At 69.8% G+C, this 15,353-nt stretch carries 12 protein-coding genes and 1 other RNA gene; 1 reads left to right on the forward strand and 12 read right to left on the reverse strand.

Annotated elements, in window-relative coordinates; translation table 11 throughout:
* Positions 1 to 57 precede the first annotated feature (57 nt).
* From QMK30_RS05890 to ftsE, 8 genes are all read right to left on the reverse strand, one after another.
* Positions 58 to 1,305, reverse strand: a complete 1,248-nt coding sequence (locus QMK30_RS05890) for an acyltransferase family protein (RefSeq protein WP_283516066.1) — start codon at positions 1,303 to 1,305, stop codon at positions 58 to 60.
* The gene (locus tag QMK30_RS05895; RefSeq protein ID WP_283516124.1) at positions 1,302 to 3,425 is read right to left on the reverse strand and encodes a bifunctional polysaccharide deacetylase/glycosyltransferase family 2 protein; all 2,124 of its coding nucleotides are present in this window, start codon (positions 3,423 to 3,425) and stop codon (positions 1,302 to 1,304) included. Before QMK30_RS05895 ends, QMK30_RS05890 begins: the two co-directional genes overlap by 4 nt.
* An 86-nt stretch (positions 3,426 to 3,511) precedes the next feature.
* On the reverse strand, positions 3,512 to 4,246 hold the full coding sequence (locus tag QMK30_RS05900) for a hypothetical protein (protein WP_283516067.1): 735 nt from the start codon (positions 4,244 to 4,246) through the stop codon (positions 3,512 to 3,514).
* 714 nt (positions 4,247 to 4,960) lie between these two features.
* Positions 4,961 to 5,331, reverse strand: a transfer-messenger RNA (tmRNA) gene (gene ssrA, locus QMK30_RS05905).
* A gap of 129 nt (positions 5,332 to 5,460) precedes the next feature.
* Positions 5,461 to 5,940, reverse strand: a complete 480-nt coding sequence (gene smpB, locus QMK30_RS05910) for an SsrA-binding protein SmpB (protein ID WP_283516068.1) — start codon at positions 5,938 to 5,940, stop codon at positions 5,461 to 5,463.
* An 18-nt stretch (positions 5,941 to 5,958) separates the two neighbouring features.
* Entirely contained in the window at positions 5,959 to 7,134 is a 1,176-nt protein-coding gene (locus QMK30_RS05915) for a S41 family peptidase (RefSeq protein WP_283516069.1), read from the reverse strand.
* Positions 7,135 to 7,202: 68 nt separating this feature from the next.
* The gene (ftsX, locus tag QMK30_RS05920; RefSeq protein WP_283516070.1) at positions 7,203 to 8,120 is read right to left on the reverse strand and encodes a permease-like cell division protein FtsX; all 918 of its coding nucleotides are present in this window, start codon (positions 8,118 to 8,120) and stop codon (positions 7,203 to 7,205) included.
* A gap of 9 nt (positions 8,121 to 8,129) precedes the next feature.
* Positions 8,130 to 8,819 (reverse strand): cell division ATP-binding protein FtsE, encoded by a 690-nt coding sequence (gene ftsE / locus QMK30_RS05925; protein WP_283516071.1) that lies wholly within the window; start codon positions 8,817 to 8,819, stop codon positions 8,130 to 8,132.
* A gap of 306 nt (positions 8,820 to 9,125) precedes the next feature.
* On the opposite strand from ftsE, the gene QMK30_RS05930 reads away from it, so the two are divergent.
* Positions 9,126 to 9,317: a hypothetical protein gene (locus QMK30_RS05930; protein WP_283516072.1), complete on the forward strand. Its 192-nt coding sequence runs from the start codon at positions 9,126 to 9,128 to the stop codon at positions 9,315 to 9,317.
* Positions 9,318 to 9,511: 194 nt separating this feature from the next.
* On the opposite strand, the gene QMK30_RS05935 is transcribed toward QMK30_RS05930, so the two are convergent.
* The 4 genes from QMK30_RS05935 to QMK30_RS05950 form a co-directional block, all read right to left on the reverse strand.
* Positions 9,512 to 10,453 carry a hypothetical protein gene (locus QMK30_RS05935; protein WP_283516073.1) on the reverse strand — a complete coding sequence of 314 codons (942 nt, stop codon included), beginning with the start codon at positions 10,451 to 10,453 and terminating at the stop codon, positions 9,512 to 9,514.
* Between the two features lie 268 nt (positions 10,454 to 10,721).
* Positions 10,722 to 11,828, reverse strand: coding sequence for a peptide chain release factor 2 (prfB, locus tag QMK30_RS05940; protein WP_283516074.1), 1,107 nt, complete (start codon positions 11,826 to 11,828; stop codon positions 10,722 to 10,724).
* Between the two features lie 126 nt (positions 11,829 to 11,954).
* Positions 11,955 to 13,193, reverse strand: coding sequence for a serine/threonine-protein kinase (locus tag QMK30_RS05945; protein WP_283516075.1), 1,239 nt, complete (start codon positions 13,191 to 13,193; stop codon positions 11,955 to 11,957).
* Positions 13,194 to 13,326: 133 nt separating this feature from the next.
* Positions 13,327 to 14,955, reverse strand: a complete 1,629-nt coding sequence (locus tag QMK30_RS05950; protein WP_283516076.1) for a serine/threonine-protein kinase — start codon at positions 14,953 to 14,955, stop codon at positions 13,327 to 13,329.
* Positions 14,956 to 15,353 lie beyond the last annotated feature (398 nt).

Raw genomic sequence — 15,353 nt, forward strand, 5'->3', positions numbered from 1 at the left:
GGATTTCAGGCCCGTGGCCGCAGGTGACCGGGGCGAAACCTTGCTCTCACCCGGCGGTCAGCGCCGGTGTGAGCGCGCACGCGCGCGGTCCGTCCGGCCGCGCTTGCGGCCGTCCGGCCACAGCCGCGGCCCGCGTTGGGCCGCGACGTCTTCCAGCCACCCCACCGCGACGATCATCAGGGCGATCAGCGGCCAGACGGTGATCACCATCAGCACCGTGTACCAGTCCTCGATCAGGGGGGAGTACGTCGGGTCGACGCCCGGGATCTCGAAGAGGAGATCTATGACGGAGATCGTCGCCAGTATCAGCAGGTTGTGCCAGAGGTAGATCGTCACCGCGCGGTTGTTGGCGAGGGTGATCAGCGGGTCGAACCTGGCGAGCCTGCGCGGGAGTTCCTGCCAGGACGGGGAGTACTGGAGGAGGATCACGCAGAATCCGAACGACCAGGCGGCCTGGGCGAGCGGGATGTCGTTGAGGTCCCAGCCGTCCACGGTGAGATGCCCCGAGGCCCACCACAGGCCGAAGGCCATCACCATCGCGGACACCGACACCGTGAGGTAGCGCGGGACCTTCTGGAACATGCCGTCGTGGTGGGCGAAGCCGAGGATCCAGCAGGAGCCGTAGACCGCGAAGTCACCGATGGCATTGCCGGCTTCACCGGGGATCGTCACCAGTCCGGTGCCGATGACCGCGGTGGCCCCGAGCGGGGCGAGCAGCGTCACCCACGGCAGCCTGCGGAACGCCCACAGCAGCACGGGCGAGGCGATGACGAACCACAGATAGGTGCGGATGTACCAGAGCGGCCCGACGGCCTGACCCGCCCAGGTGGATTCGAACACGCCGGCCTGGTCGCCGCTGTGCCAGGGGTACGGCGGGGCGCCGACCGGGAAGATGAAGTTGGCCAGCTTCAGGAACCACCAGACCCCCTCCTCCTTCACCGGCTCCCAGCCGAGGTAGAACATCATCGGCAGCACGACGACGCCGAAGGCCCACATGGGCGGCAGCAGCCGCCGGATCCGGCCGCGGATGACGCCGGCGGCGGGCCGCTTGAGCGAGCGCGCCATCAGTGAGCCGGCGAGCGCGAACATCACGCCCATGGACGGGAAGAGCAGCGTCAGCCAGGCCCAGCCGAAGACGTGGTAGACGACGACGCGCAGCAGCGCGACGGCGCGCAGCACGTCGAGGTAGCGGTCCCGGCCGGGACGGGCCGGGGCCGCCGGGGCGCCGACGGCCCCGGGCGGCGCGGCGAGCGTGCCGGTCGTACCGGGTGGCTGCGTGGAGGCAGGGGAAAAGCCGGGGGTCATGCGACGGGCCTCTTCTCGGTCCTGCGCTGCCGCTGGCTCGGAATGGAGCCGGGTGCCTCGACCACACCGGTACGGCGCAGCTTCTGCCAGCGCAGCCGGCCGCCGGTCAGCGCGGTGATCCAGGACTGGAGCAGGACGACGTACATCAACTGGCGGTAGAGGATCTGCTGGAGCGGCAGCGAGATCAGGTGGATCATGCGCTCGCGGTCGAGCCTGAAGGCGTAAGCGGCGCAGACGGCCTGCACGGCGAGGACGCCGAGCCAGGCCACGACGGTCTGCTGGGTGGGGCCGAAGACCAGTCCGTACAGCAGGAATACGTCGATGAGCGGGGCCAGCAGCGGGAAGAGCACCATGAAGAGCGAGACCAGCGGCAGGCCGACCCGTCCGAAGCGTCCCGACGGGCCGCGTTCGACGACGGCGCGGCGGTGCTTCCAGAGCGCCTGCATGGTGCCGTAGCTCCAGCGGTAGCGCTGGGACCACAACTGCTGCACGGTCTCCGGTGCCTCGGTCCAGGCGCGGGCCTTCTCCGCGTAGACGACGCGCCAGCCGTCGCGGTGCAGGGCCATGGTGACGTCGGTGTCCTCGGCGAGGGTGTCCTCGCTCATGCCGCCGAAGCGCTGCAGGGCGTCGGCCCGGAACGCGCCGACCGCGCCGGGGATCGTCGGCATGCAGCCGAGCAGGTCGTACATGCGGCGGTCGAGGTTGAAGCCCATCACGTACTCGATGTGCTGCCAGGCGCCGATCAGGGAGTCGCGGTTGCCGACCTTGGCGTTGCCCGCGACCGCGCCGACCCGTGGGTCGCCGAACGGCTGGACCAGCTCGCGGACGGTGGCCGGCTCGAAGACGGTGTCGCCGTCCATCATCACGACGATGTCGTAACGGGCGTGCGCGAGACCGTTGTTGAGTGCGGCGGGTTTGCCGGAGTTCGGCTGGCGTACGACGCGTACGTTCGGCAGGCCCAGCCCCTCGACGATGTCGGCGGTGCCGTCCGAGGAGCCGTCATCGATGACGATGACCTCGATGGGGTGCTCGCCGGCCATCAGTGAGCGCACCGTGTTGGCGATGCATTCGCGCTCGTTGTACGCCGGGACCAGCACCGAAACCGGCCGGGTGACCGGCGGACCCCAGCTGAAGTCGCGCCTGCGGACCTTGCGGGCGTGCAGGAAGGACAGCAGGAGCATCATGCCGAAGCGGGCCATGACCAGCACGCCGATGACGGCCAGGCCGATGACGAGCACGCCGGTGGTCGTCTCGGAGACGCCCACGGCGTAGACCCACGCCTTGCCCTTCCACAGCTCGGGGCCGGTGACCGGGGTGTGCGCCGAGCGGGCGCCGAGTGCCCCCGTCAGGTGGGTGAAGGTGTAGCCGCGCTCCTGCATCGCGGGCAGGAAGCGGTCGAGGGCCGCGACGGTCTGCGAGCGGTCGCCGCCGGAGTCGTGCATGAGCACGATCGAGCCCTCGGTGCCCTTGGGTGTGGCGCGCTCGATGATCGCCTCGACGCCGGGGCGCTTCCAGTCCTCGCTGTCGGTGTTGTTGAACGCCGTGATGTAGCCGCGGCTGCCGATGTACTGGGTGACCGGCCAGGACTTGTCGTCGAGGGCGTCTGAGAACGAGGAGTAGGGCGGCCGGAAGAGGGAGGTGCGGATGTCGGCGGCGCCCGCGATGGCCAGCTGGTTCTGGGTGAGCTCCCAGTCGATGCGGGACTTCGACTGGTAGGAGAGATCGGGGTGGTTGAAGGTGTGCAGCCCGACCTCGTGGCCCTCCCGCACCATGCGCTCGACCAGGCCGGGGTGGCGCGAGGCCATGGTGCCGGTGACGAAGAAGACGCCGTGCGCCTTGTACTGCTTGAGCTTGTCGAGGACCTTGGGCGTCCACTTCGGGTCGGGCCCGTCATCGAAGGTCAGCACGAGCTGGCGCGCGGGGATGCTCAGCGCCTTGGGCGCCTTCGCGTTGCGCGCGTCGATGACCGGGCCGCCCGCGAGGATGTTCTCGGGGACCTGGCCGACGGGCGCCGGGGGGCGGACCCGGTGGTCGGCGAGGATCTCGCTGTGTACGTAGCCGCGCAGCATCAGCATCGCGAGCAACGCGACCAGGAGGAGCGAGGGCAGCAGATACCGCATGGGGATGGGGCGCCGTACGGTGCGCCGGGTGCGACGGGCGCGGGTGGCGCGCCTGCCCTGGGGAGCGCCCTGGGTTGCCATTTCTGTTACGGGCCTTTCAGGGCGAGTTGAGCGCTGGTGCCGCCCGCGGCGGGGTCCGGGTCCGCGGTGCCGGGGTCCGTGCCGCCGGTGCCGCCCGTACCGCCGGTGGCGGTGCCCGGGTCGGTGCCGGGGTCCGGGTCGGGAGCGGGATCCGGGTCGGGAGCGGGGTCCGTACCCGGGTCGGTACCACCGGTGCCGGTGCCGGGCCCGGGGGCGGTGCCACCGGTGGCGGTGCCCGGGTCGGCACCCGGATCGACGGCCGGCGGCGGGGCGTCGCGGTTCGGGGGCCCTGTGTTCCCCGAGGCCCCGGCGCCCGGCCGGGACGCGGCGGGCGCACCGCTCGCGCCCTTGCCCGGGGGCGGCAGCGGATCGGTGCCGGCCGGGCCCGTGGGGCTCACGCCGGTCGTCGCACCCGGGGCCGCCCCCGAGGGCAGCGGGTCGGCTTCGGGAACCGGAGCTGTCTCGGCGGTGTCCGCCTTCTGCTTCTCGTCGGCGAGCCCGGGTATCGGAAGCCAGGGCGCCTTTGAGGTGCCGCCCATCAGGGCGGCGACGAGGGTGATCGCGTAGCAGGCGCAGGCGGTCGCGAGCACCCAGCCGACCCGCCGGAACTTCTTGCTCCTGCGGCCGCTCTCGTCGACGAACACCGGCCCGTCGGAGCCCTCTTGGGCTCCTGACACTGTCGTCGGGTCCACCTTCGGATCCGCCGCCATCCGCCCGAGGCCGTCCAGCTGGACAGTCATCTCGTTCGGATCATGAGTACGCCCGTCCAGGGCACTTTCACGCCAAAATTCCATAGCTATACACACGCCCCCACAGGAAAAAATGATGCGGGGTGCGCACACGACTGCCCGAGAATCTGCCGTCGGACCAGGCCCCCACCCACTCCGAGCGCCCTCCGCCACCACACCCGGGCCATGAATGTAGCGCACCCCCGGGAACAGGCGGACTGCCGTGTCACTTGTTGTTGAGGTTCAGTGACAAACAACATCGGGCCGTCACCTGGAGGTAGCCACTTCACGCCACTTGAGCCCCTCCAGTGGCCCGGATATCGCACCTTCTGATGCATAAAAGGCGATATACCGCCGCCCTTTTCGCCACCCGGGTGATATCGGCTACAGCGGCCCGGGATCGATCACCGACCGACGCGTCGCCCTTCGCGGCGACCGGTTCGACGCTCCCCGCGACCGGTCGTTACCGGTTTCGTATCACTCGGCCCGACCCCCTGGACACCTCGGGACCCCGGACACGGCGGCACCGGTTCGACGCCTCGCCGCGCGAAGGAGAGGCGGTCACCTGGGCATCATTCGCTTGGCTGGATAACTCCCCCACACGCAGGACACCTCCCCCGGCCGGGCGCGAACGCGGACCGGTGCGCAGGTGGACCCGGTACGCACCCGGACAAGACAAAGGCCCCGCTGCCTTGACGGCAGCGGGGCCTGAGCCTCACATGGGAATTGTGGAGATGGCGGGAATCGAACCCGCGTCCAACGGTGCAGAACCAGGGCTTCTCCGAGTGCAGTCCGCTTCGCTTTTCTCGGCCCCGGAGATCACACGGACAAGTCTCCGACGGGCTCAGTCACTGTTTGATTTCCCACCCGATCCCGTGACCGGACCGAGTGGTTTAGTTCCCTTGATGATGCCAGGATCCAGGTCGGGAACACCCCTGGGCTGACACTTCACGCAGTCGCTACTTAGGCAGCGAGGGCGAAGGAATCGCGCTTGGAATCGGCGATTATAGTTTGCGACATATGGTTAACGAGATCATTGCCGCTTCCTCGACTCGCTTCCCCTGCCTCGACATCCGCTGTCGAAACCGATCATCCCCATGTTGATTTTTCAAGGTGGTGCTTGTGGTGCCGCACCCCACCAGTGGTGGTGTGCAGTGCCCATCGTACGTGACCAACGCACGACGGGGCCAGCGCATTCCTGACCGGCCCGGCGTGGGCTCGGTCGGTCAGCTCCGCTCCTTGCGCTTCACCGCCGAGATCGCGCGGTTCGTCTCACGCAGATCCTGCTTCTCGCGCAGCGTCTGACGCTTGTCGTACTCCTTCTTGCCCTTGGCCAGCGCGATCTCGATCTTGGCCCGGCCGTCCTTGAAATACATCGCGAGCGGCACGATCGTGTGGCCGGTCTCCTGCGACTTCGCCGCGAGCTTGTCGATCTCGATCCGGTTCAGCAGGAGCTTGCGCTTGCGGCGCGCGGAGTGGTTGGTCCAGGTCCCCTGGGTGTACTCGGGTACGTGGATGTTGTGCAGCCACGCCTCGTTGCCCTCCAGCTGCACGAAGCCGTCCACCAGCGAGGCGCGCCCCTGCCGCAGGGACTTCACCTCGGTGCCGGTCAAGACCATGCCGGCCTCGTAGGTGTCGATGATGAGGTAGTCGTGTCGCGCCTTCTTGTTCTGCGCGATCATCTTGCGCCCTTGTTCCTTAGCCATAGTGCGACCATTTTCGCACTAAGACCCTCCCCCGAGGCCACTCAATACTGTCTGGGCCCTCTGCTGGGCCTTCTCGCTCACCGAAAGGTCCGGGCTGATGCCCCGGCCGTCGACGCTGCGGCCCGCCGGAGTGCGGTAATGGCCCACGGTCAGCTCGGCGACCGAACCGTCGGGCAGCCGGCTCGGCATCTGGACCGAGCCCTTGCCGAAGGTGCGTGATCCCACGGTGACCGCGCGACCCCGGTCCTGGAGCGCTCCCGTGACGAGCTCCGCGGCGCTCATCGTGCCGCCGTCGACGAGCGCGACAACGGGCCTTTCGGTGTCCCCGCCCGGCTCCGCGTACAGGGCGCGCTGCTCACCGTGCACGTCGTAGGTGGCGACCAGGCCACCGTCGAGGAAGGCGGAGGCCGCGGTGACGGCCTCGGTGACCAGTCCGCCGCCGTTGCCGCGCAGGTCCAGGAGGAGGCCATGGTCCCGCGGAGCCTTCTTCACCGCCTCGCGCACCTGCTCGCCCGAGCCCTTGGTGAAGGACGCCACCTTGATGAGCGTCGCGCCGTGCGCGAGCCGCTCGACCGTGACGGCCTCGGTGTCCAGCCGGGCCCGCTGCACGGTCTCGCTCCACGCGCGCGTGGAGCGCTGGAGGCCGAGCGCGACCCAGGTGCCCGGCTTCGCCGCCTTCTTCCCGCGCAGCAGCTTCACGACCTCGGTGACGGGGCGCTTCTCGACCCGGTGGCCGTCGATCGTGCGGAGTTGGTCGCCCGCCCTGACCCCGGCCCGCTCGGCGGGTCCGCCGGGCTGCACCCGGGACACCTCGATACGGCCTTCGCGGGTGCGCTTGACCCACAGCCCCACGCCCGTGTACTCGCCGTCGAGGGCCTGCTCGAACTCCTCGTACTCGCCGGAGTCGTACACCGCGCCCCAGCGGTCCCCGCTGCGGCTGACGACCTCCTGGGCCGCCTCCTTGCCGGACTTTCCGTCGGCCATCGCCTCGGCCGCGGCGTCGGCGACCGCTTCGCGGTCCGCTGTCGCGGCGACCGAGCGGGAGGCGGGGTGCCGGTCAGGGGGCTGCTTTTCGTCGACGCGCTCCCAGGAGCCAGTGGCGACCGCGGTGGCGAGGACGGTGGCAAAGACCAATGTCAGGGCCGCCCCGCGGCGGATCCCACGGGGTTGGAGGCTGTCTTCCGGGCCCTGCATGCCGACGAGTCTAGGACAAGCGGAGGGCGCCGTACGAGCTGATGCTCGGACGGCGCCCGGGGCTCATGTCACACCTTCAGGTACTTGCGCAGCGCCACAAAGCCCGCGAGTGCGGGCATCAGCAGGGCGATGGCGAGCACCAGCGGCAGCTTCGCGAGGACCGCGTCCCAGCCGATGAAGTTGACGAGAGTCAGCTTGTCGGCCAGCGCGAGACCGTGGTCGATCAGGAAGTACCGCCCCGCGAGCAGCATGCCGCAGGCGAATACGCCGCCGATCAGGCCGGCGAACGCGGCCTCCATGATGAACGGCATCTGGATGTAGAAGCTGGACGCGCCGACGAGCCGCATGATCCCTGTTTCACGCCGTCGGCTGAAGGCCGAAACGCGCACGGTGTTGACGATCAGCATCAGCGCGATGACAAGCATGAGGGCCATCACGCAGAGCGCGGCCACATTCATGCCGTTCATCAGTTCGAAGAGGTTGTCGAGGATGCCGCGTTGATCCTGGACGGACTGCACGCCGTCCCGGCCCGCGAACGCGGTCGCGACCACCTTGTACTTCTCCGGGTCCTCCAGCTTGACGCGGAAGGACTCCTGCATCTGGTCCGGGGTGATGGTGTCGGCCATCGAGGAGTCCCCGAACTGCTCCTTGTAGTGCTTGAACGCCTGGTCGGCCGACTCGTAGTCGACCTTCTTGACGATGTCCATCTTGTCGAGGTCAGACTTGACCTGCGCCTTCTGCTCGGTGGTGACCGCTCCCTTGGCGCACTTGGGGATGGTCTCCGCGTCGTTCTTGTTGCAGAAGAAGATCGAGACATTGACCTTGTCGTACCAGAAGCCCTTCATCGTGCTCACCTGCTCGCGCATGAGCAGCGCGCCCCCGAAGAGGGCGAGGGAGAGAGCGACAGAGATGACTACTGCGAAGGTCATCGTGAGGTTACGACGGAGACCGACGCCAATCTCCGACAGGACGAACTGGGCGCGCATGGCGTCCTTTCAGTGCTGGTATCCGTAGACGCCCCGAGACTGGTCGCGCACGAGGCGGCCCTTCTCGAGTTCGATGACGCGCTTGCGCATCTGGTCGACGATCTGCTGGTCGTGGGTCGCCATCACCACAGTGGTGCCGGTGCGGTTGATGCGGTCCAGCAGCTTCATGATGCCGACGGAGGTCTGCGGGTCGAGATTTCCGGTCGGCTCGTCCGCGATCAGCAGCATCGGCCGGTTGACGAAGGCCCTGGCGATCGCCACCCGTTGCTGCTCACCACCCGAGAGCTGACCGGGCATCCGGTCCTCCTTGCCGCCGAGACCGACGAGATCGAGGACCTGCGGTACGGACTTGCGGATCTCTCCGCGCGACTTGCCGATGACTTCCTGCGCGAACGCGACGTTCTCCCCGACGGTCTTGTTGGGGAGCAGGCGGAAGTCCTGGAAGACGGTGCCCAGCTGGCGGCGCATGCTCGGCACCTTCCAGTTGGACAGGCGCGCGAGGTCCTTGCCCAGGACGTGCACCATGCCGTGGCTGGCGCGCTCCTCGCGCAGCAACAGCCGCAGGAAAGTGGACTTACCCGAGCCTGAGGAGCCCACGAGGAAGACGAATTCGCCCTTCGCGACCTCCAGGGAAACATCCCTGAGGGCGGGGCGGTTCTGCTTCGGGTAAGTCTTGGAGACATTGTCGAATCGGATCACGGGTGCACCACGGTCGCCGGGAGTAGGTGAGCGTGACCATACGCGACCCGGACGGGCCCGCGCAGTCGGCGTCCCGGGATGGGCGTTTTATCACGGATCTACGCACGGTCCCGGCTACTTACCGGGCACAAGCGAGCGGTCTTACCCCGGTGGGACGCGCCGGAACGTGTGGGAGCTGGCACAGTGGAGTGGAAGGGGGAACGGTGGAGTTTCCCGGAGCGTTGAGCGGAGTAGACCGTTGATCGGTGCGGCTACACGGCTGAGGGCGCACGGCTGCGGCTCCGCCGCGCGGGAGGAGGACTGCGCATGACCTACGACCGATTGGTGTGCGCGAACTGCGCGGCGCCCGTGAACGAGGGCCGCTGCCAGGTGTGCCGGGCCAGCAGGCAACGGCTCCAGCAGGAGGGGCCCCTGGCGGGGCTCAGCCCTGCCGCGCTGATGGCGCTGCTCGCGGTGCTGGTGGCCGCGCTGGTCCTGCTGGCGCACCAGACCGCGTAACAGCCGCCCTCGTCGCCCCACGGGCCTCCTGAGGGCGCTGCGCGGCGCGGGCCGGACGGGGCGCAAGACATGAAGAAGCGGAGAAGCGGCACAGGAAAGGGCCCGAGGCGCTGAGCGCTTCGGGCCCTTTCCGTGCGTCCGGTCGTCCTACGGGCGCCTGGCCGGCGTCCGGGCGACGTCCACGTCTACGTGGTTCAGGCGGCGGTACGGCCGCTGACCAGGCGCGGCAGCATACGGAAGCCGATGCCACCGGCGATCATCGTCGCGGCACCGATGAGCAGGAACGAGGTCTCGGCGGCGCCCGTCTCGGCGAGCTCCTCCTTGGCCTCGCCCTGCTGGACCGGCTGCGAGCCGACGCTGTCGGTGTCGGTGCCGTCGTTGCCGCCGGTCGCGCCACCCGCGGTGTCACCGCCGGTGCTGGTACCGCCGTCGCCACCGCCGGTGTCGCCACCGCCGGTCGTGTCACCGCCCGTGCTGCCGGTCGTGCCCGTGGTACCGGTGTCGCCGCCGTCGCTGTCACCACCGGTAGTGCTGGTGTTGCCGCCATTGCTGCCAGTCGTGCCCGTGGTACCGGTGTTGCCGGTCGTTCCGGTGTTGCCCGTGGTTCCGGTCGTTCCGGTGTTGCCGGTCGTGCCCGTGGTACCGGTCGTGCCCGTGGTACCGGTCGTACCGGTCGTACCCGTCGTACCGGTGGTGCCCGTGGTACCGGTGGTGCCCGTGGTACCGGTCGTGCCCGTGGTACCGGTCGTGCCCGTGGTACCGGTCGTGCCCGTGGTACCGGTCGTGCCCGTGGTACCGGTCGTGCCCGTGGTACCGGTCGTGCCCGTGGTACCGGTCGTACCCGTGGTACCGGTCGTACCCGTCGTACCGGTCGTACCCGTCGTACCGGTCGTACCCGTCTCGCCGCCACCCGTAGGACCGGCGTCGACACCACCCGCCACGGTGCCGGCGTTGTCACCACCCTCGATGGTGTTCACATCGAGGCCGAGGCCGATGTCGACAACGCCCGTGTCCACGCTGTTGTCGGCACCGAAGCCGACGGCCTGAGCGGCGCCCGCGGCGGTCAGCGACGCACCGGCGGCAATCACCGCGCCGGCGGCTATCCGTGCAACACGGATCCGCGTCTTCTTCGTCATCTGTGTGGTACCCCCAGTAGCTGAATTCGTCAGTGGAGCAGCGCTAGGGCGACAGCCGCTGGGGATGTTGACATTCCCCGGGATCACACGCGCCCCAGTAGATACGCATGCCGCGCGTCAGCCTCGCCAGAAATAGGAAGCCCGTCAAGGAGGTTGCGCGAGCAATGCCCGAAATGGGAACACTTGCCCACCGTACAGGGACGCGACTGTGACACAAGCGGCAACTGGCGCCTCAAGGGCGCCAGTTGCCGTGTCGATAAAGCGAGGTTTACTTCTCCTGCTGCTTGCGCCAGCGAATTCCCGCTTCGAGGAAGCCGTCGATCTCGCCGTCGAGCACACCCTGCGGATTTCCGACCTCGAACTCCGTACGCAGGTCCTTGACCATCTGGTACGGGTGCAGGACGTACGAACGCATCTGGTTGCCCCAGGAGTTGCCACCGTCGCCCTTGAGGGCGTCCATCTCGGCCTTCTCCTCCTGGCGGCGGCGCTCAAGGAGCTTCGCCTGGAGGACGTTCATCGCGCTGGCCTTGTTCTGGATCTGCGAGCGCTCGTTCTGACAGGAGACGACGATGCCGGTGGGGACGTGAGTCAGTCGCACCGCGGAGTCGGTGGTGTTGACGCCCTGTCCGCCGGGGCCCGAGGCGCGGTAGACGTCCACCCGCAGCTCGGACTCGTCGATCTCGATGTGGTCGGTCTTCTCGACGACCGGGAGCACCTCGACGCCGGCGAAGGAGGTCTGCCGACGGCCTTGGTTGTCGAAGGGCGAGATGCGGACGAGCCGGTGCGTGCCCTGCTCGACGGAGAGCGTTCCGTAGGCGTACGGCGCCCGGACGACGAAGGTGGTCGACTTGATGCCGGCCTCTTCGGCGTACGACGTCTCGTAGACCTCGGTGGAGTAGTTGTGCCGCTCGGCCCAGCGCAGGTACATGCGCTGGAGGCGCTCGGCGAAGTCGGAGGCGTCGACGCCACCGGCCTCGGCGCGGATGTTGACGAGGGCCTCACGCGCGTCGTACTCGCCGGAGAGGAGCGTGCGTACTTCCATCTCCTCCAGCGCCTTGCGGACGGCGATGAGCTCGGTCTCCGCCTCCGCGAGGGTGTCCGCGTCGTCCTCGGCCTCGGCGAGCTCGAAGAACACCGGCAGGTCGTCGATCCGGCTGCGGAGCGCCTCCGTCTTGCGGACCTCGGCCTGGAGGTGCGACAGCTTGCTCGTGATCTTCTGCGCCGCCTCCGGGTCGTCCCACAGGGACGGCGCCGCGGCCTGCTCCTCGAGCACGGCGATATCGGCCCTCAGGCTGTCGAGGTCCAGGACGGCCTCGATCGACCCCATGGTCGAGGAGAGGGACTTGAGCTCTTCGGATACATCGACGACTGCCACGGGTCCAGCGTAACGGCTGGGCGGGCGGGCGTTCCCCTCGCCCGCCGCACACCCTTCCGGGGCTGGGCGGGGTCCTGGCCCCTGGCCCGGAACCGGGTCGGGGCAGGGCTGGGGCCAGGACTGGGGCTAAGGCTGGGAGGGGGAGGACTGGCGCGTGTCCCGGGGTGGCGCTTCCGGGCCGTCGTCCATGACCGCCAGCCAGCCGCCGACCCCGGCGGCCGCCGCGAGCAGGACCGCCACGACGCCCAGGGCCAGGCGGCGCCTGCGGACGCTGCCGGACTTGTGGCGGGCCGATCCGGGACGGCGCTGACCGCTCGCGCGGGGGGCGCGGGCCGTGCCGCGGGCGCCCCCGGCCAGTTCGTCGGGGCCCGGGACGCGCATGCTCGTATGGGTGTCGCGGTTCGAGTCGAGGGCCGACCCCGGCACCAGCGGGACGGCGCCGCGGCGGCGCGGCTCCTCGGACGTCTCGGGGTGGCGGGACTGCTCCTCGTACGCCGCCTCCTCCTCGGGGTCCGGCTCGTCGACGTCCAGCGGCGGGATGCCCGCGAGGAGGGGGAGCTGGTCGCGCAGGCGGGCGGAGAGCTCCGATGCGCGCAGGCGGGACGCGGGCGCCTTCGCCAGGCACTGCACAAGGAGCTGCCACAGCTCCTCGGGGATGCCGGGCAGCGGCACAACCGATTCCGTGACATGGCGGCGCAGTACGGCGCCGGGGTGGCCGCCGCCGAAGGGGGTGAAGCCCGCGAGCAGCTCGTACAGGACGGTGGCCAGCGCGTAGATGTCGACCGCGGCGCGGGGCGGCAGGCCCTCGACGATCTCGGGTGCCAGGTAGTCCGGCGTACCGATGATCTTCGTCGCACGGGTGCGGCGGGGGGTGTCGATCAGCTTGGCGACGCCGAAGTCCGTCAGCAGCGCGGGGTGCGCTCCGCCGGGGCCGAGCGGGCCCTCCATGTCGAGCAGGATGTTCTCCGGCTTGACGTCCCGGTGCACCACTCCGGCCGCGTGCGCGGCGGCCAGGCCGTCGGCGACGTCCGCGGCGATCGCGACCGCCGCCTCGGGCGCCATGCGGCGCTCGCGGTCGAGCCGGGTGCGCAGGTCCGTACCGCGTACGAGGTCCATGACGAGGGCGAGGTCGTTGCCGTCGACGACGAGGTCGCGGACGGAGACCACCCGGGGGTTGTCGAGTCCGAGCAACGCGGTGCGCTCCTGGACGAAGCGCCCGACGAGCTCCTGGTCGGAGGCGAGGTCCTCGCGCAGCAGCTTGATGGCGACCGGACCCTCGGGTCCGTCGCCCAGCCATACCGTGCCGGCGCTGCCGCGGCCCAGGATCTGGTGGGCGGTGTACCGGCTGCCGATTTTCCGTGCCAAGACTGCTCCCTCAGCGGCTGTCGATCGCCCTGAGGCTACGCGGGTGGCGGGGCGCTCCGTGCCCCGTATGGCGCCAACCCGCACTTCTGGGGGCGAAATCCGCTCCCAGAAGTCGACAAGTCAACCGAGTCGGTCAGTTCGTCTTGCCTCCGATGTCCTCGAACCACTTCTTGACAGAGGTGTAGGTGTCACCGATCTGCTCGAAGAAGCTCTTGGTCGAACCGATCCAGTCCTGGAGTGGGGTCAGCTCCCAGATCAGCCAGGAGGCCGCGAACAGCAGGATGATGGTGAACAGGCAGCCCTTGAGACAGCCGAGGCCGGGGATCCGCATCCGGTTGGGATTGCTGCGGCGCGGCTCACGCGGCGGACGCGGGGTCGGCTGGGCGGGCTGCTGCGGAGGCGCGTGCCGCTGCTGCGGGGGCGGCGCCTGCGGCTGCTGATACTGCGGCGGGGGCGGCGGGGCGTACCGCTGCGGTTGCTGCTGCTGTCGGCGCTGGGGCTGGGGCGGCTGCTGGTACTGCGGGGGCTGCTGCGGCTGGCGCTGGGGGCGGCGGCGCAGCGGGTCCTCGCTCGGGTCGAGGTACTGGACCTGCGTCTGCTCGTTGCGGTCGCGGGCCGCGCGCAGCTGGTTCTGCCAGGGGTGCGGGTCCTCGGGGCCGCCCGGCATGCCGTCGGGGCCCGGCGGGACGGGCGGCATGACCGAGGTCGCGTCGCCGGCCCCGGCGCCGTGCCGCGGTCCGCCGGTGGACGGCATGACGCTGGTCGCGGCGCTCGGGTCGTACGACCCGGCGTTGCTCGGCAGGACCTGGGTCGGGTCCGCGGCGCCGGGCATGTCGGGGACCTGCGCGGGCGCCGGGTCGGGGGCGAGCAGCGCGCCCACCCCCATGGCCGCCTCGACCTGCGCGGACGACGAGTGGACGCCGATGCCGCCCGCGACGGTGCGCAGGGCGCGGGCGAGGTTCTCGGCGCTCGGCCGCTCGTCGGGCTCCTTGCGCAGGCAGCGCTCGATGACCGTCCAGAGCGGTTCGGGGACGGTGGTCGGGCGGCGGGGCTCCTCGCTGAGGTGGCGGTGGAGCACTTCGAGCGCCGTACCGCCGGCGAACGGCGGGCGCCCGGTGACCAGCTCGTACAGCAGGATGCCCGCGCCGTAGATGTCGACGGCGGAGGTCTGCGGACGGCCCTCGGCGGACTCCGGCGCGACGTACGCGGGCGTGCCGACGAATTCGTGGGTGCGGGTCAGGCCCGGGGAGTCCGCGAGGCGTGCGATGCCGAAGTCGGTGAGCATCGGGTGCATCTGGCCGTCGCGCTCGTCGAGCAGGACGTTCGCGGGCTTCAGGTCGCGGTGGACCACGCCGTCGGCGTGGCTGGCCGCCAGCGCGTCCGCGATCTGCGCGGTCAGGAGGGACGCGGCGACGGGCGAGAACGGGCCGTTCTCGCGGATGTAGCGGTGCAGGTCGGGGCCGTCGATCAGGTCCATGACGAGGGCGAGCAGATCGCCCTCGACGACCAGGTCCCGGGTCCTGACGATGTTCGGGTGGGTGAGCCGCAGCAGTACGGACCGCTCCCGGAGGAAGCGCATCACGACGTCCGCGTCGTTGGCGAGCTCCTCCTTGAGTACCTTGATCGCGACGGTCTCGCCGGGCTGACCGGCCACCGCTGCTTCGGCTCCGGCGGTCTCGCGCTGGCGAGCCCGCCAGACGACGCCCGTGGCGCCGCGCCCGATCGGCTCCTCGAGCAGGTATTTACTGCCTACCGGCCGCACGTCATGCGCTCCCTGCTGATCGTGTTCCCTTGGCGTGGCTGCGTGGCCCTCGCTTCGTCCCGAGCGCTCCGGCCCGTATTCCGACCCACTGTAATGCCGCCCCGCTGCCACCGAACGGGGCACGGACAGCGTCTGTTCACGGGAAGGACGCCCGCACTGTTCGGATGGTTGCCGAACGCACGTGCCACATACGTCACGCGCGATCCCAAGCCTGCACTTTTACGTCCACAGCCGACCAATCAAGATCACTTGCTGGCGGCTGCCGGGCGTGTTGTCAGTGGCAGGTGCGAGGATGCCTCCAGCACGGAACTAAGGGGCCGGGAGGCCCCTGTTGCGTGCCGACCTGTACCGGACGACGCGTCCGTGCCGGGTGGGGGGAATCACAGGGCGGTCCCCCT

It is taken from the genome of Streptomyces sp. H27-C3, assembly GCF_030063415.1.
GTDB lineage: Bacteria > Actinomycetota > Actinomycetes > Streptomycetales > Streptomycetaceae > Streptomyces.